Source organism: Pseudomonas sp. Marseille-QA0332, assembly GCF_054950175.1.
Genome location: NZ_CM143106.1, coordinates 4,260,302 through 4,284,045, shown reverse-complemented (window position 1 = coordinate 4,284,045; position 23,744 = coordinate 4,260,302). Strand labels below are relative to the sequence as shown.

At 63.8% G+C, this 23,744-nt stretch carries 28 protein-coding genes; 2 read left to right on the top strand and 26 right to left on the bottom strand.

Annotated features, from left to right (window positions below):
- From ACY8GK_RS19780 to trmJ, 17 genes are all read right to left on the bottom strand, one after another.
- Complete coding sequence (locus ACY8GK_RS19780) at positions 1-642, bottom strand: tetratricopeptide repeat protein (protein WP_462401863.1); 642 nt, start codon at positions 640-642, stop codon at positions 1-3.
- A gap of 39 nt (positions 643-681) precedes the next feature.
- Positions 682-1,971, bottom strand: a complete 1,290-nt coding sequence (gene hisS / locus ACY8GK_RS19775) for a histidine--tRNA ligase (protein WP_196181343.1) — start codon at positions 1,969-1,971, stop codon at positions 682-684.
- A 24-nt stretch (positions 1,972-1,995) separates the two neighbouring features.
- Positions 1,996-3,105 (bottom strand): flavodoxin-dependent (E)-4-hydroxy-3-methylbut-2-enyl-diphosphate synthase, encoded by a 1,110-nt coding sequence (ispG, locus tag ACY8GK_RS19770; protein ID WP_196181341.1) that lies wholly within the window; start codon positions 3,103-3,105, stop codon positions 1,996-1,998.
- Between the two features lie 3 nt (positions 3,106-3,108).
- The gene (locus tag ACY8GK_RS19765) at positions 3,109-4,128 is read right to left on the bottom strand and encodes a RodZ domain-containing protein (protein WP_196181340.1); all 1,020 of its coding nucleotides are present in this window, start codon (positions 4,126-4,128) and stop codon (positions 3,109-3,111) included.
- Positions 4,125-4,886: a type IV pilus biogenesis/stability protein PilW gene (gene pilW, locus ACY8GK_RS19760; RefSeq protein WP_196181338.1), complete on the bottom strand. Its 762-nt coding sequence runs from the start codon at positions 4,884-4,886 to the stop codon at positions 4,125-4,127. The genes ACY8GK_RS19765 and pilW overlap by 4 nt, the downstream gene beginning before the upstream one ends.
- A gap of 14 nt (positions 4,887-4,900) precedes the next feature.
- On the bottom strand, positions 4,901-6,046 hold the full coding sequence (gene rlmN / locus ACY8GK_RS19755; RefSeq protein WP_196181336.1) for a dual-specificity RNA methyltransferase RlmN: 1,146 nt from the start codon (positions 6,044-6,046) through the stop codon (positions 4,901-4,903).
- 24 nt (positions 6,047-6,070) lie between these two features.
- Positions 6,071-6,502 carry a nucleoside-diphosphate kinase gene (ndk, locus tag ACY8GK_RS19750; RefSeq protein ID WP_196181334.1) on the bottom strand — a complete coding sequence of 144 codons (432 nt, stop codon included), beginning with the start codon at positions 6,500-6,502 and terminating at the stop codon, positions 6,071-6,073.
- 87 nt (positions 6,503-6,589) lie between these two features.
- Positions 6,590-6,790: a Fe-S cluster assembly protein IscX gene (gene iscX, locus ACY8GK_RS19745; RefSeq protein ID WP_196181331.1), complete on the bottom strand. Its 201-nt coding sequence runs from the start codon at positions 6,788-6,790 to the stop codon at positions 6,590-6,592.
- 14 nt (positions 6,791-6,804) lie between these two features.
- The gene (gene fdx / locus ACY8GK_RS19740) at positions 6,805-7,146 is read right to left on the bottom strand and encodes an ISC system 2Fe-2S type ferredoxin (RefSeq protein WP_196181329.1); all 342 of its coding nucleotides are present in this window, start codon (positions 7,144-7,146) and stop codon (positions 6,805-6,807) included.
- Positions 7,147-7,149: 3 nt separating this feature from the next.
- Positions 7,150-9,012, bottom strand: a complete 1,863-nt coding sequence (hscA, locus tag ACY8GK_RS19735) for a Fe-S protein assembly chaperone HscA (protein WP_462401862.1) — start codon at positions 9,010-9,012, stop codon at positions 7,150-7,152.
- Positions 9,013-9,054: 42 nt separating this feature from the next.
- Positions 9,055-9,576: a co-chaperone HscB gene (hscB, locus tag ACY8GK_RS19730; RefSeq protein WP_196181324.1), complete on the bottom strand. Its 522-nt coding sequence runs from the start codon at positions 9,574-9,576 to the stop codon at positions 9,055-9,057.
- Positions 9,577-9,584: 8 nt separating this feature from the next.
- The gene (gene iscA / locus ACY8GK_RS19725; RefSeq protein ID WP_196181322.1) at positions 9,585-9,908 is read right to left on the bottom strand and encodes an iron-sulfur cluster assembly protein IscA; all 324 of its coding nucleotides are present in this window, start codon (positions 9,906-9,908) and stop codon (positions 9,585-9,587) included.
- Positions 9,909-9,938: 30 nt separating this feature from the next.
- A complete protein-coding gene (iscU, locus tag ACY8GK_RS19720; protein ID WP_002552476.1) occupies positions 9,939-10,325 on the bottom strand; it encodes a Fe-S cluster assembly scaffold IscU in 387 nt (128 codons plus the stop codon).
- A gap of 45 nt (positions 10,326-10,370) precedes the next feature.
- Complete coding sequence (locus ACY8GK_RS19715; protein WP_196181320.1) at positions 10,371-11,585, bottom strand: IscS subfamily cysteine desulfurase; 1,215 nt, start codon at positions 11,583-11,585, stop codon at positions 10,371-10,373.
- Positions 11,586-11,627: 42 nt separating this feature from the next.
- Positions 11,628-12,119 (bottom strand): Fe-S cluster assembly transcriptional regulator IscR, encoded by a 492-nt coding sequence (iscR, locus tag ACY8GK_RS19710; RefSeq protein WP_196181318.1) that lies wholly within the window; start codon positions 12,117-12,119, stop codon positions 11,628-11,630.
- A 163-nt stretch (positions 12,120-12,282) separates the two neighbouring features.
- Positions 12,283-13,068 (bottom strand): serine O-acetyltransferase, encoded by a 786-nt coding sequence (gene cysE / locus ACY8GK_RS19705; protein WP_196181316.1) that lies wholly within the window; start codon positions 13,066-13,068, stop codon positions 12,283-12,285.
- A 3-nt stretch (positions 13,069-13,071) separates the two neighbouring features.
- The gene (trmJ, locus tag ACY8GK_RS19700; protein ID WP_196181314.1) at positions 13,072-13,845 is read right to left on the bottom strand and encodes a tRNA (cytosine(32)/uridine(32)-2'-O)-methyltransferase TrmJ; all 774 of its coding nucleotides are present in this window, start codon (positions 13,843-13,845) and stop codon (positions 13,072-13,074) included.
- A 146-nt stretch (positions 13,846-13,991) separates the two neighbouring features.
- On the opposite strand from trmJ, the gene suhB reads away from it, so the two are divergent.
- Positions 13,992-14,810 (top strand): type III secretion system regulator SuhB, encoded by an 819-nt coding sequence (suhB, locus tag ACY8GK_RS19695; RefSeq protein WP_196181312.1) that lies wholly within the window; start codon positions 13,992-13,994, stop codon positions 14,808-14,810.
- 51 nt (positions 14,811-14,861) lie between these two features.
- On the opposite strand, the gene ACY8GK_RS19690 is transcribed toward suhB, so the two are convergent.
- The 7 genes from ACY8GK_RS19690 to rplM form a co-directional block, all read right to left on the bottom strand.
- On the bottom strand, positions 14,862-15,293 hold the full coding sequence (locus ACY8GK_RS19690; RefSeq protein ID WP_196181310.1) for a ClpXP protease specificity-enhancing factor: 432 nt from the start codon (positions 15,291-15,293) through the stop codon (positions 14,862-14,864).
- Between the two features lie 10 nt (positions 15,294-15,303).
- Positions 15,304-15,927: a glutathione S-transferase N-terminal domain-containing protein gene (locus ACY8GK_RS19685; protein ID WP_196181308.1), complete on the bottom strand. Its 624-nt coding sequence runs from the start codon at positions 15,925-15,927 to the stop codon at positions 15,304-15,306.
- Between the two features lie 117 nt (positions 15,928-16,044).
- Positions 16,045-16,824: a cytochrome c1 gene (locus ACY8GK_RS19680; protein WP_196181306.1), complete on the bottom strand. Its 780-nt coding sequence runs from the start codon at positions 16,822-16,824 to the stop codon at positions 16,045-16,047.
- Complete coding sequence (locus tag ACY8GK_RS19675; protein WP_462401861.1) at positions 16,824-18,035, bottom strand: cytochrome b; 1,212 nt, start codon at positions 18,033-18,035, stop codon at positions 16,824-16,826. The genes ACY8GK_RS19680 and ACY8GK_RS19675 overlap by 1 nt, the downstream gene beginning before the upstream one ends.
- Positions 18,035-18,628: a ubiquinol-cytochrome c reductase iron-sulfur subunit gene (gene petA / locus ACY8GK_RS19670; protein WP_196181303.1), complete on the bottom strand. Its 594-nt coding sequence runs from the start codon at positions 18,626-18,628 to the stop codon at positions 18,035-18,037. The genes ACY8GK_RS19675 and petA overlap by 1 nt, the downstream gene beginning before the upstream one ends.
- Before the next feature lie 259 nt (positions 18,629-18,887).
- A complete protein-coding gene (rpsI, locus tag ACY8GK_RS19665; protein WP_054893989.1) occupies positions 18,888-19,280 on the bottom strand; it encodes a 30S ribosomal protein S9 in 393 nt (130 codons plus the stop codon).
- 14 nt (positions 19,281-19,294) lie between these two features.
- Positions 19,295-19,723, bottom strand: a complete 429-nt coding sequence (rplM, locus tag ACY8GK_RS19660; protein ID WP_196181302.1) for a 50S ribosomal protein L13 — start codon at positions 19,721-19,723, stop codon at positions 19,295-19,297.
- Between the two features lie 512 nt (positions 19,724-20,235).
- Here rplM and ACY8GK_RS19655 point away from each other — a divergent pair.
- Positions 20,236-21,132, top strand: a complete 897-nt coding sequence (locus ACY8GK_RS19655) for a GlxA family transcriptional regulator (RefSeq protein ID WP_462403043.1) — start codon at positions 20,236-20,238, stop codon at positions 21,130-21,132.
- 84 nt (positions 21,133-21,216) lie between these two features.
- Here the strand turns inward: ACY8GK_RS19655 and zapE are convergent, their stop codons facing one another.
- Positions 21,217-22,311: a cell division protein ZapE gene (gene zapE / locus ACY8GK_RS19650; protein WP_196181300.1), complete on the bottom strand. Its 1,095-nt coding sequence runs from the start codon at positions 22,309-22,311 to the stop codon at positions 21,217-21,219.
- An 83-nt stretch (positions 22,312-22,394) separates the two neighbouring features.
- On the bottom strand, positions 22,395-23,744 hold the full coding sequence (locus ACY8GK_RS19645) for a tryptophan--tRNA ligase (RefSeq protein ID WP_462401860.1): 1,350 nt from the start codon (positions 23,742-23,744) through the stop codon (positions 22,395-22,397).

Below are 23,744 nucleotides of genomic sequence, written 5' to 3'. Positions count from 1 at the left end.
TCAAGCGTCCCCTTTGGCCAGGTCATCCAGCTTCAGTTGCAGGCCACCGACCGCGGCGTCGTCGGACAGCGCGGCCTTGGCTTTCTCGTAGGCCCCATGGGCATCATCGTCGCGACCGAGCTGTACCAGCAGGTCGCCCTTGAGCTCTTCGCGACTGGCCTGGAAGGCCTTGTCGGCTTCACCGTCGAGCAGCTTCAGGCCTTCCTCGGCCTTGCCCTGTGCGGCCAGCACACGTGCCAGGCGCTGGCGCGCAATCTCGCCCAGGGTGACGTCGGCCGGCTTGTCCAGCACGCTCCGAAGCTCGGCCGCGGCGTCGTCCAGCTTGCCGCTGTCGACCGCCACCTTGGCCACGAACAGGCTGCCGTACTGGGCATAGGCAGTGCCGCCGTACTCGCCCTTGAGCTTGCCGGACAGCTCGGCGACCCGGGTCGGATCCGGCTGACCAGCAGGCGTCAGCGAGCTTTCCAGCAGGGCCTGGTACAGGGCCGAGGCGCCTTGCGACTGGTTGGACTGGTACTTGTGCCAGGCTTGCCAGCCCACCACCACCGTCGCCGCCAGCAGCGCGCCGGTTACCAGCGGCTTGCCGTTGCGGTTCCACCAGTCCTTGGCCACGGCCATCTGGTCATCATCGGTACTCGACACCCCAATACTCCTTTTCAGCAATTCGGCTGTTCAACCACGTCACGCTTGCGCGAACGCGGTCTCCAGGTGCCCCGCCAGGGCATCCCAGGCAATGTTCTGTTGGTCGCCCTGGCCACGCAGGGGCTTGAAACCTACCACTTGGCCGGCCAGTTCGTCGTCCCCGAGGATCAGCGCATGCAGCGCACCGCTCTTGTCGGCCTTCTTGAACTGGCTCTTGAAGCTGCCGCCCCCGGCGTTGACCTGCAGGCGCAGCCACGGCAGGCGGTCACGCAGCGCCTCGCTCAGACGCAAGCCGGCCAGCTCGGCCTGCTCGCCGAAGGCGCACAGGTAGACGTCGACTTGCCGGCTGATCGACTCGGGCACCTGCTGCAGCGTCTCGAGCAGCAGGATCAGGCGCTCGATGCCCATGGCGAAGCCCACCCCAGGCGTGGGCTTGCCGCCCATCTGCTCGACCAGGCCGTCGTAGCGACCACCGGCACAGACGGTGCCCTGAGCGCCGAGCTTGTCGGTCACCCACTCGAACACGGTCTTGCTGTAGTAGTCCAGGCCGCGGACCAGCTTGGTATTGATCACGAAGGGAATGCCGGCGGCGTCCAGGCGCGCCTTGAGCCCTTCGAAGTGGATGCGCGAGGCCTCGTCGAGATAGTCTTCCAGTTTCGGCGCGCCGACCAGCACCGCCTGGGTACCAGGATCCTTGCTGTCGAGGATGCGCAGCGGGTTGCTCTTGAGGCGGCGCTGGCTGTCTTCGTCGAGCTGCTCAAGGCGCGCGGAAAGAAACTCCACCAAGGCGTCGCGATAGTGGGCGCGGGCCTCGCTGGTGCCCAGGCTGTTGAGTTCGAGCCTGACCGCGTCCTGGATGCCCAGCAGGCCCCAGAGGCGCCAGGTCAGCACGATCAGCTCGGCATCGATGTCCGGGCCGTCGAGGTTGAAGACCTCCACGCCGATCTGGTGGAACTGCCGGTAGCGACCCTTCTGCGGACGCTCGTGGCGGAACATCTGGCCGATGTACCAGAGTTTCTGCACCTGGCCGTTGCCGGTGATGCCGTGCTCGAGCACCGCCCGCACGCAGGCCGCGGTCCCTTCGGGGCGCAAGGTGAGCGAGTCGCCGTTGCGGTCCTCGAAGGTGTACATCTCCTTCTCGACGATGTCGGTCACCTCGCCGATCGAGCGCTTGAACAGCTCGGTGAACTCGACGATCGGCGTGCGGATCTGGCTGTAGCCATAGGTATCCAGCAGGCCCGCCACGGTGCCTTCGAAATAGCGCCACAGCGGCGACTGCTCGGGCAGGATGTCATTCATGCCACGGATGGCTTGCAGCGATTTGCTCACGAAAAATCCTTACGCATCTGTCTGTCAGCCGCGGACGATCAACGCCGCGTCGGCCTCGGCCTTCTCGGCCGCTTTCTGGCGGATGAGCTTCTCCAGCTCGTCGACCAGGTTGTCATTGGTGAGTTTCTGCGACGGCTTGCCGTCGATGTAGACCAGGTTCGGCGTACCGCCGGTCAGGCCTACATGGGACTCCTTGGCCTCACCCGGCCCGTTGACCACGCAGCCGATCACGGCGACGTCCATCGGGACCAGCAGGTCCTCCAGGCGGCCTTCCAGCTCGTTCATGGTCTTGACTACGTCGAAGTTCTGTCGCGAGCAGCTCGGGCAGGCAATGAAGTTGATGCCGCGCGAGCGCAGGCGCAGCGACTTGAGGATGTCGTAGCCGACCTTGACTTCCTCGACCGGATCGGCGGCCAGCGAGATCCGGATGGTGTCGCCGATGCCTTCGGCCAGCAGCATACCGAGGCCCACGGCGGATTTCACCGTCCCCGAGCGCAGGCCGCCGGCTTCGGTGATGCCCAGGTGCAGGGGCTGCACGATCTGCCCGGCCAGCTGCCGATAGGCTTCCACGGCCATGAACACGTCGGACGCCTTCACGCTGACCTTGAAGTCCTGGAAGTCCAGGCGATCCAGGTGCTCCACGTGCCGCAGCGCCGACTCGACCAGCGCCGCCGGGGTCGGTTCGCCATACTTCTTCTGCAGGTCCTTTTCCAGGGAGCCGGCATTGACGCCGATACGGATCGGGATGCCGCGATCACGCGCGGCGTCGACCACGGCGCGCACGCGGTCCTCGCGGCCGATGTTGCCGGGGTTGATGCGCAGGCAGTCGACGCCCAGCTCGGCCACCCGCAGCGCGATGCGGTAGTCGAAATGGATGTCCGCCACCAGCGGTACGGCAACGCGCTGCTTGATGCGACCGAAAGCCTCGGCGGCGTCCATGTCCGGTACCGAGACGCGGACAATGTCGACGCCGGCATCCACCAGGCGCTGGATCTGCGCGACGGTGGCCTCGACGTCGTTGGTGTCGGTGTTGGTCATGCTCTGCACCGAGATGGGCGCATCGCCACCTACCGGTACATTGCCGACCCAGATCTTTCGGGATTCACGACGCTTGATCGGAGATTCACCGTGCATGGATTACTGTCCCAGCTTGAGGCGAGCGGTTTGCCCGCTTGTGAATGGGGCGACGTCGACCGCCTGGCCGTTGTAGCTGACCTGGGCGCCCCGGGCGAAGCCCAGGCGCACCGCGAACGGCGGCTTGCCGGTCAGGTCCAGGCGATCGCCCTTGCGCTTGACGGCACTGAACAGCACCTTGCCGTTACCGTCCGTGACCTGGGTCCAGCAGTCGGCGGAGAACTGGATGCTCAGTTGCCCGGCACCGGCCGGTACGGCGTCGGCGGCCGGCGTGGTAGCGCCGGCGGGAGCCGCGCTGCCGGTGCCGGCTGCAGTGGGCGCGGGCGCGACGGCGAGCGGAGCCGTGGCGGGCGGCAGCGAAGGGCTAGCCGATGGGGCTGGCGAGGCCGTATTTGCCGGTGGCGCAGGGGCATCGCCGGCTCCGCTCGCCTCGCCCGGGCTGCCGCCAGCCGGCGACGCCTCGAGTGCCAGCGGCGCGCTTTCAGGCTGCTGGCCGGCGCTCACGGCCTGGTCTTCCGGCTCGTCCAGCGGATGGATCTGGGTGGTGCCGTCGGCACTCTCGACCTCGACATGCTCCAGGGCCATGCGTGTCAGGTCCTTGCCACGCGTGCTGCTCTGGTCCTGCCACCAGAAGAAGCCACCGCCGACCAGCACCAGCAGCAGCAACAGGCTGACCCCGCGCAGGATGTTGTGGGACAGGCGGATCGGCTCTTCGATTCGCCCCAGCGAGTGGACTTCGCTGCCTTGGGCGTGGGTGCCGGTATACCGGTCGAACGCCTCGACCAGTGGCGCCTGGTCCACACCCAGCAGCTTTGCGTAGGCGCGGATGTAGCCGCGGGCGAAGGTATGGCCAGGCAGCTTGTCGAAAGCGCCGGTCTCGAGATTGTTCAACGAACTGACGGTCAGGTTGAGCTTGCGGGCCACCTCGGCCTGTGTCCATTCCCGGCTTTCGCGGGCCTGGCGCAGGAGTTCACCGGGATTCTGGCCAGGCGCTGCTGCTACTTCGGAATGCGCGGCTTTCATCGTTGCTCCGACAGGTATTGCTGATATTCCGGCGTACCGGGATAGAGTCGTTGTAAGTGCTGGCCCTGTTCGGCCAGGTCGCTTCGGTCGCCCAGCGCTCGCGCCAGGCGGCTGCCCAGCAGCAGGCTGCGCGCATCCGGTTCGGCCACCTGATGGAATCGCTGGTGGAAAGTGCTTGCCAATGCCGGCTGGCCATCCTCGAAATGCCACTGGGCCAGACCGAGCAAGGCTCGAGGCTGGTACGGATCGAGCGCAAGGGCACGTTCGAGCTGTTCGCGTGCCTCCTGCCGACGTCCCAGCTTCAGGAGCGTGGCACCCAGGTTGCCATGCACCTGCGAACGCTCAGGATACAGGGTATCGGCTGCTGCTTGGCGAAACATCTGCTCGGCCTGGAGAAAATCTCCACGAGCATAGAGGAAGCTGCCGTAGTTGTTGCGAATCTTCGGGTCGTCAGGGCGTTGCGCGAGCGCCTTGAGGAAGTGCCCTTCGGCGGCTTCGGGCTCGCCCTGCGCCTGCAGGACCAGGGCCAGCGCGGCATGCGCATCGGCATTGCCGGGATCCAGGGCCAGGGCCTGGCCGAGCGGGATCTTCGCGCGCTGCGTCATGCCTTGTTGCAAATAACCGAGCCCCAACTGCACATAGGCCTGGCCAGCCTGTGCCCTGCCCTGGCGGCTGGCCAACGGATCGAGCGCGCCGCTGGAGACACAGCCGGCCAGCAGCGAAAGCGACAGGATCGACAGCGTGGCGCGCAGGCTCATTGGCAGGATGCTCGTCAGTTGCCCATGGAGCCGTCACGCACTTGAGCATCGGCATCGAGCTGACGCACGGCGATGTAGCGCTCGCTGCGCCGCGTACGGTCCATGACCTGGCCGACGAGCTGGCCGCAGGCGGCATCGATGTCTTCGCCACGGGTGGTGCGCGTGGTCACGTTGAAACCACCGTGATGCAACAGGTCCTGGAAACGGCGGATCGCATTGTTGCTCGGCCGCTCGTAGCCCGAGTGGGGGAACGGGTTGAACGGAATCAGGTTGATCTTGCACGGCACGTCGCGCAACAGCTCGATCAGCTCGGCGGCATGCTGCGGCTGGTCGTTGATGTCCTTGAGCAGGGTGTACTCGACGGTGAGCACGCGCTTGCCCCCCAGGGTGGACATGTAGCGCATGCACGACTCGAGCAGGACCTTGAGCGGGTATTTCCGATTGATCGGCACCAGCTGGTTGCGCAGCTCGTCGTTCGGCGCGTGCAGCGAGAGCGCCAGGGATACATCGATATGCTTGGCCAGCTCGTCGATCATCGGCACCACGCCCGAGGTGGACAAGGTGACGCGACGCTTGGAGATGCCGTAGCCCAGGTCATCCATCATGATCTGCATGGCGGCCACGACATTGTCGAAATTCAGCAGGGGTTCGCCCATGCCCATCATGACCACGTTGGTGATGGCGCGGTCGATCTTGGCCGGGACGGTCCCGAAGGACTTGTTCGCCACCCACACCTGGCCGATCACTTCGGCGGCGGTGAGGTTGCTGTTGAAGCCTTGCTTGCCGGTGGAGCAGAAACTGCAGTCCAGGGCACAGCCGGCCTGGGACGAGACGCAGAGGGTACCGCGGTCGTCGGTGGGGATGTAGACGGTCTCGACGCAGCTGCCCGAGGCGACCCGGACCACCCACTTGCGCGTGCCGTCGGCGGAAATGTCTTCGCTGACCACTTCCGGCGCGCGAATCTCGGCAACGCCCTTGAGCTTTTCGCGCAGGGCCTTGCCGACATTGGTCATGGCGTCGAAATCGTCGACGCCGAAGTGGTGAATCCATTTCATGACCTGGCCGGCACGAAAACGCTTCTCCCCGATCGACTCGAAGAATTTTTCCATTTCCGGCTGGGTCAGGCCCAGCAGGTTGATCTTGCCAGTCATGTCACTCATGGAATCACCCAGGACCCTGTTCGCTTAGCGAATGCGGTCGCACAGCTCGGTAGCGGAGAAGAAGTAAGCGATTTCGCGGGCAGCCGAAGCTTCCGAGTCGGAACCGTGGACGGCGTTCTCGTCGATGGAGACGGCGAAGTCGGCGCGGATGGTGCCGGCGGCAGCTTCCTTCGGGTTGGTGGCGCCCATCAGCTCGCGGTTCTTCAGGACGGCGTTCTCGCCTTCCAGCACCTGGACGATGACCGGACCGGAAGTCATGAAGGCGACCAGATCAGCAAAGAAGCCACGCTCCTTGTGCTCGGCGTAGAAACCTTCGGCCTCGGCCTTGGACAGCTGCTTCATCTTCGAGGCGACGACGCGCAGGCCGGCTTCTTCGAAGCGAGTGGTGATCTTGCCGATGACGTTCTTGGCAACTGCGTCGGGCTTGATGATGGAGAAGGTACGTTGAACAGCCATTGGAAACTCCGGAATTTGAGTGTTGCGAAAAATTGAACCCGCGGATTATACGCGGGTTCCTGGGGATTGCCTAACCTGCAGCGCGCTTCAGTCGAGCTCGTCGATCCAGGCTGCCTGGATCGCTTCCAGGACCTTCTCGCCGCCACGCTGCGGGTCGTCGCTGAACTCCGGCAGCGCCAGGACCCAACGATGCAGCTCGACGAAATTCAGGTAGCGAGGATCGACTTCCGGCTTGCTCTCGGCCAGCTGGATGGCGATTTCGAGTACATCGACCCACTTCAGACTCATGAGCGGCTCCTGCCTCAATGCGGCGCCTCGGCGGCGTGGTTGAGCGAATACTTGGGAATCTCGATGGTCAGGTCCTGGTCGCCGACCAGCACCTGGCAGGCCAAGCGCGACTGAGCTTCCAGCCCCCAGGCCTTGTCCAGCATGTCTTCCTCGAGTTCGTCGGCCTCCTCGATGGAGTCGAAGCCCTTGCGGATGATGCAATGACAGGTGGTGCAGGCACAGACACCGCCGCACGCGCTTTCCATCTCGATGTGGTGCTCGTGGGCCAGTTCCAGGATATTGGTACCCGGCTCCACCTCCACCACCAGCCCGTCCGGGCAGAACTTTTCGTGCGGCAGGAAAATCACCTGGGGCATCGGTTACTCCTCGATCTCATTCAGGTTGCGCCCGGCCAGTGCGGCTTTGACCGTCGAATCAAGGCGACGGGCGGCAAAAGCATCGGTCACTTGCGACAGACGCCTGGTCTGTTGCTCGATGGCAGGACCATCGGTGCCGGCAAGCAAATCACGCAGCTCCTGCATCTGCAGTTCGATGGCCTGGCGCTCTTCGGCATCGAGCAGGCGATCGCCGTCGGCCTCCAGGGCGCCCTGCACGGCCTCGAGCAACCGCTCGGCGTCGACCTGGTGCTCGCGCAGCTGGCGCAGCTGCTTGTCGCTCCCGGCATGCTCGAACGAATCCTTGAGCATGCGGGCGATCTCGCCATCGGTCAGGCCATAGGAGGGCTTCACCTGGATGCTGGCCTCCACGCCGGAGCTGACTTCACGAGCCGCGACCCCGAGCAGGCCGTCGGCGTCGACCTGGAAGGTCACGCGGATCTTCGCGGCACCGGCGACCATCGGTGGAATGCCACGCAATTCGAAGCGCGCCAGCGAGCGGCAGTCGGCGACCAGCTCGCGCTCGCCCTGCAGCACATGGATCATCATGGCCGACTGGCCATCCTTGTAGGTGGTGAATTCCTGGGCTCGCGCCACTGGAATGGTGGTGTTGCGCGGAATGATCTTTTCCATCAGCCCGCCCATGGTCTCGAGCCCCAGCGACAGCGGGATCACGTCGAGCAGGAGCAGTTCGCCCCCTTCACGACGATTGCCAGCCAGGGCATCGGCCTGGATCGCAGCGCCGATGGCGACTACCTGGTCCGGGTCGATGGAGGTCAGTGGCGTGCGCCCGAACAGCGCGCCGACCGCCTCGCGCACGCGCGGCACGCGGGTCGAACCGCCGACCATGACCACCTCGCGCACGTCCTCGAGTTCCACGCCGCTGTCACGCACCGCGCGCCGGCAGGCCTTGAGGCTGCGGGCGACCAGCGGCTCGATCATGACTTCGAAGGCCGCGCGGCTCAACTCGCCCTGCCAGCCAGCATGACCGACCATGACCGACTCGACATCGGTCAGCGCCTGCTTGGCCGCGCAGGCGGTTTGCAGCAGCTCGCGCTGCGTGGCCGGGTCGAGGTCGGCGGACAGGCCGGCCTGGTCGATGATCCAGCTGGCGATGGCATGGTCGAAGTCATCGCCCCCGAGCGCCGTGTCGCCGCCGGTGGCCAATACCTCGAAGACGCCGGCGGTCAGGCGCAGGATGGAGATATCGAAGGTGCCGCCGCCGAGGTCGTAGATCGCCACGAGCCCTTCGGCATTCTGGTCCAGGCCATAGGCCACGGCAGCCGCGGTCGGCTCGTTGAGCAGCCGCAGGACATCGAGGCCGGCAAGGCGCGCGGCATCCTTGGTCGCCTGGCGCTGGGCGTCATCGAAATAGGCCGGCACGGTGATGACCGCCCCGACCAGCTCGCCGCCCAGGGTCTGCTCGGCGCGCTGACGCAGGGCACGGAGGATGTCCGCAGACACCTCCACCGGGCTCTTCGGACCTTGGACGGTGTCGATGAACGGCATGTGCGATTCGCCCCCGAGGAAGCGATACGGCAGCTGCTCGCCCAGCTGCTTGACGTCGGCCAGGCCGCGCCCCATCAGGCGCTTGACCGACAGGATGGTGTTCAACGGATCCTGGGACGCCGCTTCGCGCGCGGCGAGGCCGACCTCGCTGCGACCCTCGAGGTAGCGCACGGCCGAAGGCAGGATGACATTGCCCGATGCATCCGGCAGCGGCTCGCTGCGGCCGCTGCGTACCGCGGCGACCAGGGAATTGGTGGTGCCCAGGTCGATCCCCACCGCCAGGCGACGCTGGTGCGGCTGGGGGGTCTGACCGGGTTCGGCGATCTGCAGTAGGGCCATGCTTATCTGAGTACCTTAGGCGTCCTCACGGTCGACGCCGGGTTAATCGTCGAGGCGCTCTTCCAGTTGGCGCACTTCTTGGGCGAGCTTGTCGAGAAACTGCATGCGGCGCATCAGGCGCTCGGCCTGGTCACGCCGCGCAGAGTCATCCCAACAAGCGGCAAAATCGTCGTTCAACGTGTCCTGCGCCTGCCTGAGGCGTCGCTTGAACAACGCGACACCGTCCAGGTCGGCTTCGTCCTGCAACTCTTCGAGCTCCTCGCGCCACTGCATCTGCTGCATCAGGAAGTCCGGATCGTGGACCGTGACTTCCTGGGGCACCGCGTGCCCGCTGATGGACAGCAAGTAGCGGGCGCGACGCGAAGGGCTGCGCAGGGTCTGGTAGGCTTCGTTGAGCGCGGCCGATCGCTCGAGGGCGACCCGCTGCTCATGCTCGGAGGCGTCGACGAAGCGGTCCGGGTGCACCTCGCGGGCCAGTTCGCGATAACGCGAAGCGAGCTTGTCGAGGTCCAGACGAAAGTCAGGCTGCAGGTCGAACAGGGCGAAATGGCAAGGAATACCCACGGTCGGCCTCAGACGTTGAAGCTTTCGCCGCAGCCACACTCACCGCGCACGTTGGGATTGTTGAACTTGAAGCCTTCGTTCAGCCCTTCCTTGACGAAGTCCAGCTCCGTGCCGTCCAGGTAGACCAGGCTCTTCGGGTCGATGATGACCTTGACGCCATGGCTTTCGTAGACCTGGTCCTCGTCGGCGAGTTCGTCGACGAATTCCAGTACATAGGCCAGGCCGGAGCAGCCGGTGGTGCGTACGCCCAGGCGGATGCCCTCGCCCTTGCCGCGCCCTTCCAGGGAGCGCCGCACGTGATTGGCGGCGGCTTCTGTCATGCTGATAGCCATCGAGACTCCTTACCTTTTGCCAGGCGGCGGTTAGAGCAAGCCTTTCTTCTGCTTGTAGTCACGCACGGCCGCCTTGATGGCGTCTTCGGCGAGTACCGAGCAGTGGATCTTGACCGGCGGCAGGGCCAGTTCCTCGGCCAGCTGGGTGTTCTTGATGGTCTCGGCTTCGTCCAGGGTCTTGCCCTTCATCCACTCGGTGGCCAGGGAGCTGGAAGCGATGGCCGAGCCGCAGCCGTAGGTCTTGAACTTGGCGTCCTCGATGACGCCCTGTTCGTTGACCTTGATCTGCAGGCGCATGACGTCACCGCAGGCCGGGGCGCCGACCATGCCGGTCCCGACGTCCGGGTCCTCGGCATTCATCTTGCCGACGTTGCGAGGGTTTTCGTAGTGGTCGATGACCTTTTCACTGTATGCCATGGTGCAATTCCTTCCTCATCAGGGAGCCGCTCTGTCGGCGACTGCTTAGTGGGCGGCCCACTCGATCTTGGAGATGTCGACGCCGTCCTTGTACATGTCCCACAACGGCGACAGCTCGCGCAGCTTGTTCACGGCCTCGCAGACCTTCTGCGCGGCGTAGTCGACTTCCTCTTCGGTGGTGAAGCGACCGAAGGAGAAGCGGATGGAGCTGTGGGCCAGTTCGTCGTTGCGACCCAGGGCACGCAACACGTAGGACGGTTCCAGGGACGCCGAGGTACAGGCCGAGCCGGACGATACGGCAATGTCCTTGAGGGACATCAGCAGCGATTCACCCTCGACGTAGTTGAAGCTCAGGTTCAGGTTGTGCGGCACGCGCGCGGTGCGGCTGCCGTTGACGTACAGCTCCTCGAGGTCCGAGACCTGCTTGAAGAAGCGGTCGCTCAGGGCCTTGATGCGCACGTTCTCGCTGGCCATCTCTTGCCTGGCGATGGCGAAGGCCTCGCCCATGCCGACGATCTGGTGGGTTGGCAAGGTGCCCGAACGCATGCCGCGCTCGTGGCCACCGCCATGAATGGTGGCTTCCAGCCGCACGCGCGGCTTGCGGCTGACGTACAGCGCGCCGATGCCCTTGGGACCGTAGACCTTGTGCGCCGAGAAGGACATCAGGTCGACCTTGAGCTTCTGCAGGTCGATCTCGACCTTGCCGGCCGACTGCGCGGCATCGACATGCAACAGCACGCCGCGGCTGCGGGTCAGCTCGCCGATGGCAGCGATGTCGTTGATCGAGCCGACTTCGTTGTTGACGTGCATCAGCGAGACCAGGATGGTGTCGTCACGCAGGGCCGCCTCGACCATCATCGGCGTGACGATGCCGTCTTCGCCCGGCTCCAGGTAAGTCACCTCGAAACCTTCGCGTTCGAGCTGGCGAGCGGTATCGAGGACCGCCTTGTGCTCGATCTTCGAGGTGATGATGTGCTTGCCCTTGGTGTGGTAGAAGTGCGCCACGCCCTTGAGCGCCAGGTTGTCGGATTCGGTCGCACCGCTGGTCCAGACGATCTCGCGCGGGTCGGCATTGACCAGCTCGGCGACCTGGCGACGGGCATTCTCGACAGCTTCCTCGGCCTTCCAGCCAAAGAGGTGGGAGCGCGACGCCGGGTTACCGAAGTTCCCGTCGAGCGTCAGGCACTCGCACATCTTCTGGGCGACACGGGGATCGACCGGCGTGGTCGCGGAGTAATCGAGGTAGATCGGCAACTTCATTACTTGTCTCCTATCAGGCGGTCGCGCCGCTCGCCGAAACGTTCATTCGACGGCGGACGTCTCAATCTTGTCCATCTGGGCAGCCCGGCCGGCGACACGGCGCAGGTCCTGGCGCTGGGCGACTTCCTGCACTTCGCGGCGGGTGACGAGGTCGGCCAGGCTGATGCCACTGAGGAACTCGTGGATCTGCTGGCTGAGATCGCACCACAGGTGATGGGTCAGGCAGGTGTCACCGGAGTGGCAGTCTCCCAGACCCTGGCAGCGGGTGGCATCGACCGATTCGTTGACCGCATCGATGACCTGGACCACCTGGATGGTCTCCATGGCGCGGGACAGCTGGTAGCCGCCACCGGGGCCACGCACGCTCGAGACCAGGCTGTTGCGTCGCAACTTGGCGAACAGCTGCTCCAGATAAGAAAGGGAAATGCCCTGGCGCTCGGATATGTCGGCCAAAGACACCGGCCCCTGCTGCGCGTGCAATGCCAGGTCGAGCATGGCAGTGACGGCATATCGGCCTTTGGTAGTCAGTCGCATGGCTATTGGGTACCACGGGATTTACAGGATGTGGGCAAGTATGCAATTCCCGAGCATTCAAGTCAACTATAAGACCTACTGCTTTAGTCGGGTTTGCAGCCGAAAGGCGGCCGGCATCATAGCAGGTGCGGAGCGCAAGCACACGCCCCGCCGTGCCGCGCCGTCAATGCGACGGGCTGTCGCCGGGCGCCGTCTCCTTGACCTCGGCGAAATCCTCCTCGCGCAATGCCGGCATCGCCTTGGCACGGTAGCTGCCATCGAGCTTGGTCAGCTCGCGGCACATGTCCTCCAGGCGTCCGTCGACCGCCTGCAGGTGATCGAGCAACTGGCCGATCGCCCGCGCTACCGGATCGGGCATGTCGGCGCTCACGCCATAGGCATCGAAGCCGATCTTCGCGGCCATCGCCTTGCGCTTGACCTCGACCTCGTCATCCTCGGTCTTGACGATGATGCGCCCGGGAATCCCCACCGCCGTGGCACCCGGCGGCACGGCCTTGGTGACCACGGCGTTGGAGCCGATCTTCGCCCCGGCGCCGACGGTGAATGGGCCAAGCACCTTGGCCCCGGCACCGACCACCACGCCATCGCCCAGGGTCGGGTGGCGCTTGCCCTTGTTCCAGCTGGTTCCACCGAGAGTCACGCCCTGGTAGAGCGTGACGTCGTCACCGATCTCGGCCGTCTCGCCGATGACGATGCCCATGCCGTGGTCGATGAAGAAACGCCGGCCGACCTTGGCCCCCGGATGGATCTCGATTCCGGTCAGCCAGCGACCGAAGTTCGACACCAGACGCGCCAGCCACTTGCAGTCGCGAGTCCACAGGGCATGGCCCAGCCGATGCAGCCAGATGGCATGCATGCCGGGGTAGCAGGTCAGGACCTCGAAGGCATTGCGCGCGGCCGGGTCACGATGAAAAACGCTCTGGATATCTTCACGCAGACGCTCGAACATCTATTATGTGTCCTTCCGTTTGTGCGGCTCGCCCCGGACCGCCTTCTGGGTCTCGGTGAGGATGCCGCGCAAGATGCTCATTTCCGAACGATTGACCGCGCTGCGCCCATACAGCCGGCGCAGGCGCGGCATCAGGTGCTTGGGCTTTTCCGGGTCGAGGAAGCCGATCTGCACCAGGGTCTGCTCCAAGTGTTCGTAGAACAGCTCCATTTCGTCCATGGTCGCCAGCTCGCCGCTGCGCAGCGAGTTGGCCTCGAACTTCTCGACCTTCGAAGGCGCGTCGCTGGCGGACAGCCAGGCCATGCGCACCTCATAGGCGAGCACCTGCACGGCCGCGGCCAGGTTCAGCGAGCTGAAGTCGGGGTTCGAGGGAATATGTACATGGAAGTGACATCGCTGCAGTTCCTCGTTGGTCAGGCCGGCATGCTCGCGGCCGAACACCAGCGCGATCTGCGCCTGCTGGGCGGCATGCTCGACCACCTTGGCACCGCACTCGCGCGGGTCGAGCAGCGGCCAGGGAATGCGCCGGTCGCGGGCGCTGGTACCCAGCACCAGGCTGGTGCCAGCCAGCGCCTCTTCGAGACTATCGACCACGACGGCGGCCTCGAGCACATCGTCGGCGCCGGAGGCGCGCGCGCAGGCGTCGGGCGCCGGGAAGTGCTGAGGCTGAACCAGCACCAGGCGCGACAAGCCCATGTTTTTCATGGCACGCGCAGCGCCGCCGATGTTCCCGGGGTGGCTGGTATTGACCAGAACAACACGAATATTTTGCAGCAAGGTGAGGGGCTCACAGAGGCAGTTGACGGAAAGGGAATCTTACAGAAGCGTTCCTGGTTACGCCACGAAAGCAAATGTCACGCTTCAGCCAGCGAACTTTTCTGCTAGAATGTCCGGCTTTCTTTAACACTCCAGGTGAACCGCCCATGCAGCCTATGCTGAATATCGCGCTGCGCGCCGCTCGCAGCGCCAGTGAACTGATTTTCCGCTCCATCGAACGCCTGGATACCATCAAGGTCGACGAGAAGAACGCCAAGGACTACGTTTCCGAGGTCGATCGCGCCGCCGAACAGAGCATCGTCAACAGCCTGCGCAAGGCCTACCCGAACCACTCGATCCTGGGCGAGGAAACCGGCCTGCACGCCGGCTCCGGCGAGGAAGGCAAGGATTACCTGTGGATCATCGATCCGCTGGACGGGACCACCAACTTCCTGCGTGGCATCCCGCACTTCGCCGTCAGCATCGCCTGCAAGTACCGCGGTCGCCTGGAGCATGCCGTGATCGTCGACCCGGTACGCCAGGAAGAATTCACCGCCAGCCGCGGTCGCGGCGCCCAGCTCAACGGCCGCCGCCTGCGCGTGAGCTCGCGCACCAGCCTGGACGGCGCCCTGCTCGGCACCGGCTTCCCCTTCCGTGACGACCAGATGGCCCATCTGGACAATTACCTGGGCATGTTCCGCGCCCTCACCGGCCAGACCGCCGGCATTCGTCGCGCTGGCGCCGCGAGCCTGGACCTGGCCTACGTCGCTGCCGGGCGTTTCGATGCCTTCTGGGAGTCGGGCCTGTCCGAATGGGACATGGCCGCGGGCGTGCTGCTGATTCAAGAAGCAGGCGGCCTGGTGAGCGACTTCACCGGTGGCCACGACTTCCTCGACAAGGGACACATCGTGGCCGGCAACATCAAGTGCTTCAAGGCGGTACTCACCGCCATCCAGCCGCACCTGCCGGAACACATGAAGCGTTGATCCTGGTACGGGAATGAAAAAGGCGATCCATGCGGATCGCCTTTTTTCATGCTACTTGACCACTTTCAGGCTTGGCGGACCGCTCGGGCGCGGCGGCTGCCCACCATCGTCCGGCCGAGCAGCGCCAGGCGCTTGCAGCGCCTCGTCGTCGAGTTCGTCTCCCTCGATCAATGGCGGCTCCAGTTCGAACACCATGCCTTGGCCGTTTTCCCGGGCATAGATGCCAAGGATCGCGCCGACCGGCACGTACAGGGTATGGGCCACCCCACTGAAGCGGCCCTCGAAGCTGACCGCCTCGTTGTCCATGTGCAGGTTGCGCACGGCGCTGGGCGAGATGTTCAGGACGATCTGGCCATCGCTGGCGAAGCCCTGAGGTACCTGGACCGCCGGATACTCGGCGTTGACCAGCATGTGCGGGGTGCAATCGTTGTCGACGATCCATTCGTACAGCGAGCGCACCAGGTAGGGGCGACTGGATTTCATCAACGGCTCCTTAGATATTGCGCATTTCGCGTTCGGTAGCGGAGAGGCTCGCCAGGAAAGGCTCGCGGGCGAACTGTCGCTCCATGTAGTCCAGCAGCGGCTTGGCCTGCCGCGGCAATTCGATCTTCATGACGGGTAGACGCCATAGTATTGGCAATAGACAGCAGTCGACCAGACTTTGCTCCTCGCTCATGAAACAGGGAAACTCGCCGAACAAGGGCGAGACGCCAGTCAGGCTCTCGCGCAGCTCCTTGCGCGCCTCGGTGCGCTCGGCGTCCTGGCTGCGCGGGTCGAGAATCCGGTCCACCAGCGTGCACCAGTCGCGCTGGATACGGTGCATCAGCAAGCGACTGTTGCCGCGCGCCACCGGATAGGCCGGCATCAGCGCCGGATGCGGGTAACGCTCCTCGAGGTACTCCATCACCACGCTCGGTTCGTACAACGCCAGGTCGCGATCGACCAGCGTCGGCACGCTGCCATAAGGGTTCACTTCGATCAGCCGGGACGGCAGCCGACCAGCATCGACATCGATGATCTGGACGATGACGCCTTTCTCGGCCAGCACCAGGCGTACCCGATGAGAATAATGGTCAGCGGGGTCGGAATAGCAGGCTAACCTGTTGGTCGCGCCCATGGTGCTCCTCCTCGCATGGGAAACTTGTAAAACTGCAATACGAACGCGCCCCGGAGGCCCCCGCGGTATCGCGAGAGCGCCCCAGGGCGCGTCCAACCACCGGAAACCTGTCAGTGCTCAGTGCACATCCTTCCAGTACTCACGCTTGAGCAGATAGGCCAATACCAGCAAGACAGCCAGGTACAAGAGCACGTAGGTACCGATGCGCTGGCTTTCGAGCTTGACCGGGTTGGCCGAGTAAGCCAGGAAGGTCACCAGGTTCCTGATCTTTTCATCGAACTGCTCGGGCGTCAGGGTACCGGAATTCGGCTCGATGGTCAGCTGGTCGCATGCCTGGTGGGTGAGTGGGCTGCCGGTCAATGGGTCGAACTGCTTCTTGCCGTCGACCACGCTCTGTACCTGCTTGCAGCCTATCACCTGGTTGCCCTGCAGCCCGGCCAGCACGTTGGGCATGCCGACATTAGGAAAGACCTTGTTGTTGCTGCCAAAGGGGCGCGACTTGTCTTCGTAGAAGCTGCGCAGGTAGCTGTACAGCCAATCGTTGCCGCGCACCCGGGCGACCAGGGTCAGGTCCGGTGGCGCCGCGCCGAACCAGACCTTGGCATCCTCGGGGCGCATCGCGCTGTTCATGTGGTCGCCGATCTTGGCGCCGGTGAACACCAGTTTTTCCAGCATCAGTTCATGCGGGATGCCAAGGTCGTCGGCAACACGCTCGTAGCGCTGGAATCTGGCTCCGTGGCAACCCATGCAATAGTTGACGAATGTTCGCGCACCGTCCTGCATGGCGGCCTTGTCGGTCAGGTCGATGTCGACCGAGTCGAGTTCGAAGGCCGGCTCGGCAGCCATGGCCAGCATGGGCAGGATCATCAGCATCAATGCCGCGATGAGCTTGTTCATCAGCCTGTCACCCTTTGCGGAACCGGTTTGGTGTTTTCCACCGCCGTGTAGAACGGCATCAGGATGAAGTAGGCGAAATAGAACACGGTGCAGACCTGCGCCAGCAATGTCCGGCCCGGGCTGGGCGCCTGCACGCCAAGCACGCCGAGCGTGACGAAGGCCACGCAGAAGATCGCCAGGGCGAGCCTGCTTGGCCAGCCCTTGTAGCGCATCGAGCGCACCGGGCTGCGATCGAGCCATGGCAGCACGAACAGCGCAGCGATGGCCGCGCCCATGGCCATGACCCCGAACAGCTTGTCGGGCACGGCGCGCAGGATCGCGTAGAACGGCGTGAAATACCACACAGGTGCGATATGCTCGGGCGTCTTGAACGCATTGGCTGGCTCGAAGTTGGGCTTTTCCAGGAAATAGCCGCCCATTTCCGGGAAGAAGAACACCACGGCGCAGAACACCAGCAGGAACACCACGACCCCGAGGATGTCCTTCACGGTGTAGTACGGATGGAACGGGATCCCGTCCAGCGGCACGCCGTTCTCGTCCTTGGTTTTCTTGATGTCGATGCCATCGGGGTTGTTCGAGCCGACTTCGTGCAGCGCCAGGATGTGCAGGGCCACCAGGCCAAGGATGACGATCGGCAGGGCCACCACATGCAGGGCGAAGAAGCGGTTCAAGGTGATCCCGGACACCAGGTAGTCACCCCGGATCCACTGGGTCAGGTCATCGCCGATGACCGGAATGGCGCCGAACAGCGAGATGATCACCTGCGCGCCCCAATAGGACATCTGCCCCCACGGCAGCAGGTAACCCATGAATGCCTCGGCCATCAGCGCCAGGTAGATCAGCATCCCGAATACCCAGACCAGTTCGCGCGGCTTCTGGTAGGAGCCATACAGCAAGCCGCGGAACATGTGCAGGTAGACCACGATGAAGAATGCCGAAGCGCCGGTCGAGTGCAGGTAGCGCAGGATCCAGCCGTATTCGACATCGCGCATGATGTATTCGACCGAGGCGAACGCCTCCTCTGCCGTGGGCGTGAAGCTCATGGTCAACCAGACGCCGGTGACCAGCTGGTTCACCAGCACCAGCAGCGCAAGGGAGCCGAAGAAGTACAAGACGTTGAAGTTCTTCGGCGCGTAGTACTTGCTCAGATGCTCTTCCCACATCCGAGTGGCCGGAAAACGAGCATCGATCCAGTCCATCAGCTTGCTCATCACGCGTTCTCCTGATCGATGCCGACCACGATCACCTCATCCGTCTCGTACGAATGCGGTGGCACTGGCAGGTTGAGGGGGGCAGGCTGCGACCGGTAGACGCGCCCGGCCAGGTCATAATGCGAACCGTGACAGGGGCAGAAGTAGCCACCGAGCCATTTCGGACCGAGATCGGCCGGGGCGACTTCCGGCCGGAACGTTGGCGAGCAACCCAGGTGGGTGCACAGACCGACCAGCAACAGGATCTCGGGCTTGATCGAACGGGTGCGCGGGTCGACATAGGTCGGCTGCTGCGACGCCTCGGACTGCGGATCGGCGAGCTCTGCCTCGAGCTTGGCCAGGTTGCCAAGGATCTCTTCGGTTCGTCGCACGATGAACACGGGCTGCCCGCGCCACTCCGCCACCATTTGCTGGCCAGGCTCGATCTTGGAAATGTTGATCTTCACCGGCGCTCCGGCGGCCTTCGCCTTGGCGCTGGGGAACCACGACCCTACGAACGGCACTGCAGCACCTACCGCCCCTGCCGCCCCCACCACGGATGTGGCGGCCACGAGGAAGCGACGCCGGCCTGCATTGACAGCGTCATTGCTCATTCAGTCCTCTCCCCATCAGCTTTTCCTGGCCTGCTCGACAGGCATCTTCGAATAATGTCTGTGGCGCTAAAAAATTGGCCGAATGGTAAAGAACAAAACCTTACAGTGACAAGGTGATTACCGGCCGGAACGGCTGCAACCCGCGCGATGCTTGATTTGCGTCTATGCGACAAGTTGCCACGGACATGCTCACAGGTTAGTTCAACGGACAAAAAAAACCCGGCTCCAGGAGCCGGGTTCTCTTGACCACCGAAGCGAATTAACGCTTGGAGTACTGAGGACGCTTACGCGCCTTGCGCAGACCCACTTTCTTACGCTCGACTTCACGGGCGTCGCGGGTGACGTAGCCAGCACGACGCAGAGCGCCACGCAAAGTTTCATCGTATTCCATCAGGGCGCGGGTGATGCCGTGGCGGATCGCACCGGCCTGACCGCTGACACCGCCACCAGCGACGGTGACGTAGATGTCGAACTTCTCGACGGTCTCGGTCAGCTCCAGCGGCTGGCGAACAACCATGCGAGCGGTTTCGCGGCCGAAGAAGGTGTCCAGGGGACGGTTGTTGATGGAGATGTTACCAGTGCCCGGACGCAGGAAAACGCGTGCGGTTGCGGTCTTGCGACGGCCAGTGCCGTAATTTTGAGTCGCCGACATAATGAACTATTCCGTTAAATCTTCAGTTCTTGGGGCTGCTGAGCAGTATGAGGGTGGTTGGTGCCCGCATAGACCTTCAGCTTGCGGTACATGTCGCGACCCAGCGGGTTCTTCGGCAGCATGCCTTTTACCGCGGTCTCGATCACACGCTCAGGGGCCTTGGCGATCAGCTTCTCGAAGTTGATTTCCTTGATGCCGCCCGGGAAACCGGAGTGGGAGTAGTACATCTTGTCCGAAGTCTTGGCGCCAGTGACACGGACCTGCTCGGCATTGATGACGACGATGTAGTCGCCGGTATCAACGTGAGGGGTGTACTCTGGCTTGTGCTTGCCACGCAGACGACGAGCGATTTCGGTAGCCAGACGACCCAGGGTCTGACCAGCGGCGTCGACTACGTACCAGTCGCGCTTTACTGTTTCCGGTTTAGCAGTAAAAGTTTTCATTCTTTATAGCCTCAGGGGCCGCCCAGCGAAAATAAGACGGCGGATCTTACTGGATAGTGCCTCGCTTGACAAGGCAAGCGCGCAGCCGCATAGGGACGCTATCGGGGGCTCGGGTCAGCGCGTCCAATATTCGGCAGGGTTCTTCCTGTGGGTGGTGCATCACTCCCACCACACGGAGAGGGTGAGGATTATCCAGATTGCGGGAAGAATTTCAACCCGCTTCGTCGATTCGCGGCGCATCGGCGTGAGAGTCGCCGCCCTTGCTCGCTATCTGCCCGATTGGCCTGACAGCTTTGCGTGCAACTCGAGCCAGAAGCATGAGCGCCTGTTACAGGCTGGACACGGCCAGGGAAAAATAAGACGATCCAGCCAGTGATTGACCACTCTCTCCTATATAAGAACAACGAAGAATGATGCTTAATCAACCCTGCGCCTCGCTCCGCCGCGTCAGCATCCTGGCCATCGACACGGTGTTCGCCTCGACGCTGATGCAAGCCAAGGACTTCTTTCACCTGGCCAGCCTGCGCCATGGCAAGCAGATGGGGCTGGGCCTGCAGCCGACGTTCGAGATCCGCCTGGTAAGCCCCGGCGGCAGGCCGGCGGACAGCTTCAGCGCCGTGCAGATCCCGGTCGACGGCGACCTGGAGGACGCCGACATCATCATCCTGCCAGCGTTCTCCGACGACTTCGATGCGCTCTGCCTGCGCTACCCCCAGGTGCTGCCCTGGCTGCGCCAGCAGCATGCCCGCGGCGCCGTGCTCTGTGGCGAGGCCAGCGGCGTGTTCTGGCTCGCCGAGGCCGGCCTGCTGGACGGCAAGGAGGCGACCACCTACTGGCGCTTCTTCGACAGTTTCAGCGAGCGCTTCCCCAGGGTGAGGCTGAATCAGGACAAGCACCTGACCGACGCCGACAACCTGTATTGCGCCGGCGGCAGCACTTCGGCCTGCGACCTGTACATCTACCTGATCGAGCGCTTCTGCGGCGCCAGCATCGCACGCACCGTGGCCCGCGACATCCTCTACGAGGTCCAGCGCAGCTACACGCCCGGGCGTATGGGCTTCGGTGGCCAGAAGCTGCACCAGGACCTGACCATCCTGCAGATCCAGCACTGGCTCGAGGAGCACTTCGCCGACAAGTTCCGCTTCGAGGACGTCGCCCGCAACCATGGCATGAGCATCCGCAACTTCATGCGCAGGTTCCAGGGCGCCACCGGCGACAAACCCCTGCACTACCTGCAGCGACTGCGCATAGAGACCGCCAAGGGCCTGCTGTCGAGCACCCGCAAGAGCATCAAGACCATCAGCTACGAGGTCGGCTATGACGACGCGAGCTTCTTCGCTCGCCTGTTCCGCCAGCACACCGAGCTGTCACCCAACCAGTATCGGCAGCTGCGGGCATCCGGAGGGTAGTCGCGAGCTTCACGCTGCAAGCTGATCGGCGAACCTGCGGTATCGCGGCTTTGGCTTGTAGCTTGCGGCTCGCGGGCTTGGGGCTCAGGGCTTGTGGGCGCGAGACAGGAACTCGTGGGACTGCATCTCCAGCAGACGACTGAGGGTGCGCTGGAACTCAAAGCTCAGGCGTCCGCCGGTGTACAGGTCCTTGAGCTCCACCTCGGCGGAAATGATCAGCTTGACGTTGCGATCGTAGAACTCATCGACCATGTTGATGAAGCGCCGGGCAATGTCGTCGGTGGTCACGCCCATCTGTTCGACATTGCTCAGCAGCACGGCATGGAAGATCTTGCCCAGCTCGATGTAGTCGTTCTGGCTGCGCGGACCGTCGCACAGGGCGCGGAAGTCGAACCAGGCGACGTCGTCGCAGGTACGCAGGGCGTGGATCTCGCGGTTCTCGATCACCAGCACGTCGTTCTCGACGGCCTGGGTGCATTCGGGCGTCAGCGCCTTGAAACTCTGGCGCATGCTGCGCTCGGCTGCCTCGTCGAGCGGATGGTGGAACAGTTCGGCCTGTTCCAGGTGACGCAGGCGGTAATCCACCCCGCTGTCGACGTTGACCACCTCGGTGTTCTGCTTGATCAGGGCGATGGCCGGGAGGAAGCGGGCGCGCTGCAGGCCATCCTTGTACAAGCCGTCCGGCACGATGTTGGACGTCGCCACCAGGGTGACACCGTTGCGGAACAGTTCTTCCATCAAGGTCCCGAGGATCATGGCATCGGTGATGTCGGAGACGAAGAACTCATCGAAACAGATGACCTTGGCCTCTTCCGAGAAACGCTTGGCGATGATCGTCAGCGGGTTCTTCTCGCCCTTGAGCGATTTCATCTCCTCGTGCACACGCTTCATAAAGCGGTGGAAGTGGGTGCGCATCTTCTGCTTGAACGGCAGCGCCTCGTAGAAGGTGTCTACCAGGTAGGTCTTGCCGCGACCCACGCCGCCCCAGAAGTACAGGCCCTTGACCGGGGTCTGCTCCTTGCGGCCGAACAGCTTGCCGAACACGCCGGGCTTGTTGTTCTGCGCCGCCAGCAGGTCATCGTACAGACGCTGCAGGTGGCGTACCGCTGTCTCCTGCGCCGCGTCATGGAAGAATTCAGGGCGTTTGAGGTCTGCTTGATATCGTTCTAGAGGCGTCATATACGTAGGCGAGGTAACGAAAAGCGGGCCGTCACTGTAGCGACGGCCCTGGATAATGGCAATCAGACTTGCGACAAGATGCCTCAGTCTTGCTGGGGATGCAGGGCGGCCCGCAGCTCGTCGATGGCGCTGTCACGCGCAGCGGCATCGGCGAACTGCGGGCCCTGGGCAACGCTTTCGTCGTCCAGCCACACGCTGAAGCCGAGCGCCTCGATCCGCAGGTCGAGCGCATCGCCCTGCTGCAGGCGCCTGCTCACCGCACCGGCGCTCTTGCCATCGGCGAAGCCGCGCGAGAGCAGCAACTGCTCGCCATTGGCCGCCAGCAGGCGGAAGCGGAAACTGCCGTCGTCGTCGCGGAAGCTGACGAAGCGAGCTGCCTTGGCCGCCTTCTTCTTCGTCTCGCCACCGACCTGCGGGCTGTTGCGGAACGAACGCAGGCCGACCGCTTCACGCAACTGCTCGAGGAACGGGCTGGCAATGCGGCGAGCCTTCTGCGCTCCGGCCAGGAGAATGTCTTCGAGGTCGGCCGGCCGCGCCATCAGTTCGTGGTAACGCTCGCGACCTTCGCCGAGCTGACCGTCGAGCAGCTGGAACAGGCGCTGCTTGGCCTCGCCCCAGCCCAGTCCCTGGAGCAGCTCTTCACGCAATTCGCTGGCTTGTGCCGGTGTCGAGAACGCCTGGTACAAGGTGAACAGATGTGAATCGTCCGGGTCCTTCGGCTCGCCAGGTGCGCGCGAGTCGGTCACGATCCGGGAAATGGCGCTTTTCATTTCCTTGGCGCTGGCGAACAGCGGAATGGTGTTGTCGTAGCTCTTGGACATCTTGCGGCCATCCAGACCGGGCAAGGTCGCGACGCTTTCCTCGATCAGCGCTTCGGGCATGACGAACAGCTCCTTGCCCTGGCCGAACAGGTGGTTGAAGCGCTGGGCGATGTCGCGGGCCATCTCCACATGCTGGATCTGGTCGCGACCGACCGGCACCTTGTGCGCGTTGAACATGAGGATGTCAGCCGCCATCAGCACCGGATAGCTGTACAGGCCCATGGTCACGCCGGCGTCCGGGTCCTCGCCGCTCTCCAGGTTCTTGTCCACCGAGGCCTTGTAGGCGTGCGCACGGTTGAGCAGGCCCTTGGCGCTGACACAGGTCAGCAGCCAGGTGAGCTCGGGAATCTCGGGGATGTCGGACTGGCGATAGAAGGTCACCTTCTCGTGGTCCAGGCCACCGGCCAGCCAGGTCGCGGCGATCTCCAGGCGCGAACGCTGGATGCGCAGCGGATCGTCGCACTTGATCAGGGCATGGTAGTCGGCCAGGAAATAGAACGAGTCGGCACCGGGCTGCTGGCTGGCGAGGATCGCTGGGCGGATGGCGCCGGCATAATTGCCCAGGTGCGGAGTGCCGGTGGTGGTGATACCGGTGAGGATGCGCGTAGTCAT

Excerpts from the sequence above, each read along its gene's own strand:
- ispG (WP_196181341.1), bottom strand. The coding sequence starts at position 3,105 with ATGCACGGTGAATCTCCGATCAAGCGTCGTGAATCCCGAAAGATCTGG.
- ACY8GK_RS19765 (WP_196181340.1), bottom strand. The coding sequence starts at position 4,128 with ATGAAAGCCGCGCATTCCGAAGTAGCAGCAGCGCCTGGCCAGAATCCC.
- pilW (WP_196181338.1), bottom strand. The coding sequence starts at position 4,886 with ATGAGCCTGCGCGCCACGCTGTCGATCCTGTCGCTTTCGCTGCTGGCC.
- rlmN (WP_196181336.1), bottom strand. The coding sequence starts at position 6,046 with ATGAGTGACATGACTGGCAAGATCAACCTGCTGGGCCTGACCCAGCCG.
- ndk (WP_196181334.1), bottom strand. The coding sequence starts at position 6,502 with ATGGCTGTTCAACGTACCTTCTCCATCATCAAGCCCGACGCAGTTGCC.
- iscX (WP_196181331.1), bottom strand. The coding sequence starts at position 6,790 with ATGAGTCTGAAGTGGGTCGATGTACTCGAAATCGCCATCCAGCTGGCC.
- fdx (WP_196181329.1), bottom strand. The coding sequence starts at position 7,146 with ATGCCCCAGGTGATTTTCCTGCCGCACGAAAAGTTCTGCCCGGACGGG.
- hscA (WP_462401862.1), bottom strand. The coding sequence starts at position 9,012 with ATGGCCCTACTGCAGATCGCCGAACCCGGTCAGACCCCCCAGCCGCAC.
- iscA (WP_196181322.1), bottom strand. The coding sequence starts at position 9,908 with ATGGCTATCAGCATGACAGAAGCCGCCGCCAATCACGTGCGGCGCTCC.
- iscU (WP_002552476.1), bottom strand. The coding sequence starts at position 10,325 with ATGGCATACAGTGAAAAGGTCATCGACCACTACGAAAACCCTCGCAAC.
- ACY8GK_RS19715 (WP_196181320.1), bottom strand. The coding sequence starts at position 11,585 with ATGAAGTTGCCGATCTACCTCGATTACTCCGCGACCACGCCGGTCGAT.
- iscR (WP_196181318.1), bottom strand. The coding sequence starts at position 12,119 with ATGCGACTGACTACCAAAGGCCGATATGCCGTCACTGCCATGCTCGAC.
- cysE (WP_196181316.1), bottom strand. The coding sequence starts at position 13,068 with ATGTTCGAGCGTCTGCGTGAAGATATCCAGAGCGTTTTTCATCGTGAC.
- suhB (WP_196181312.1), top strand. The coding sequence starts at position 13,992 with ATGCAGCCTATGCTGAATATCGCGCTGCGCGCCGCTCGCAGCGCCAGT.
- ACY8GK_RS19690 (WP_196181310.1), bottom strand. The coding sequence starts at position 15,293 with ATGAAATCCAGTCGCCCCTACCTGGTGCGCTCGCTGTACGAATGGATC.
- ACY8GK_RS19685 (WP_196181308.1), bottom strand. The coding sequence starts at position 15,927 with ATGGGCGCGACCAACAGGTTAGCCTGCTATTCCGACCCCGCTGACCAT.
- ACY8GK_RS19680 (WP_196181306.1), bottom strand. The coding sequence starts at position 16,824 with ATGAACAAGCTCATCGCGGCATTGATGCTGATGATCCTGCCCATGCTG.
- ACY8GK_RS19675 (WP_462401861.1), bottom strand. The coding sequence starts at position 18,035 with ATGAGCAAGCTGATGGACTGGATCGATGCTCGTTTTCCGGCCACTCGG.
- petA (WP_196181303.1), bottom strand. The coding sequence starts at position 18,628 with ATGAGCAATGACGCTGTCAATGCAGGCCGGCGTCGCTTCCTCGTGGCC.
- rpsI (WP_054893989.1), bottom strand. The coding sequence starts at position 19,280 with ATGTCGGCGACTCAAAATTACGGCACTGGCCGTCGCAAGACCGCAACC.
- rplM (WP_196181302.1), bottom strand. The coding sequence starts at position 19,723 with ATGAAAACTTTTACTGCTAAACCGGAAACAGTAAAGCGCGACTGGTAC.
- zapE (WP_196181300.1), bottom strand. The coding sequence starts at position 22,311 with ATGACGCCTCTAGAACGATATCAAGCAGACCTCAAACGCCCTGAATTC.
- ACY8GK_RS19645 (WP_462401860.1), bottom strand. The coding sequence starts at position 23,744 with ATGACTACGCGCATCCTCACCGGTATCACCACCACCGGCACTCCGCAC.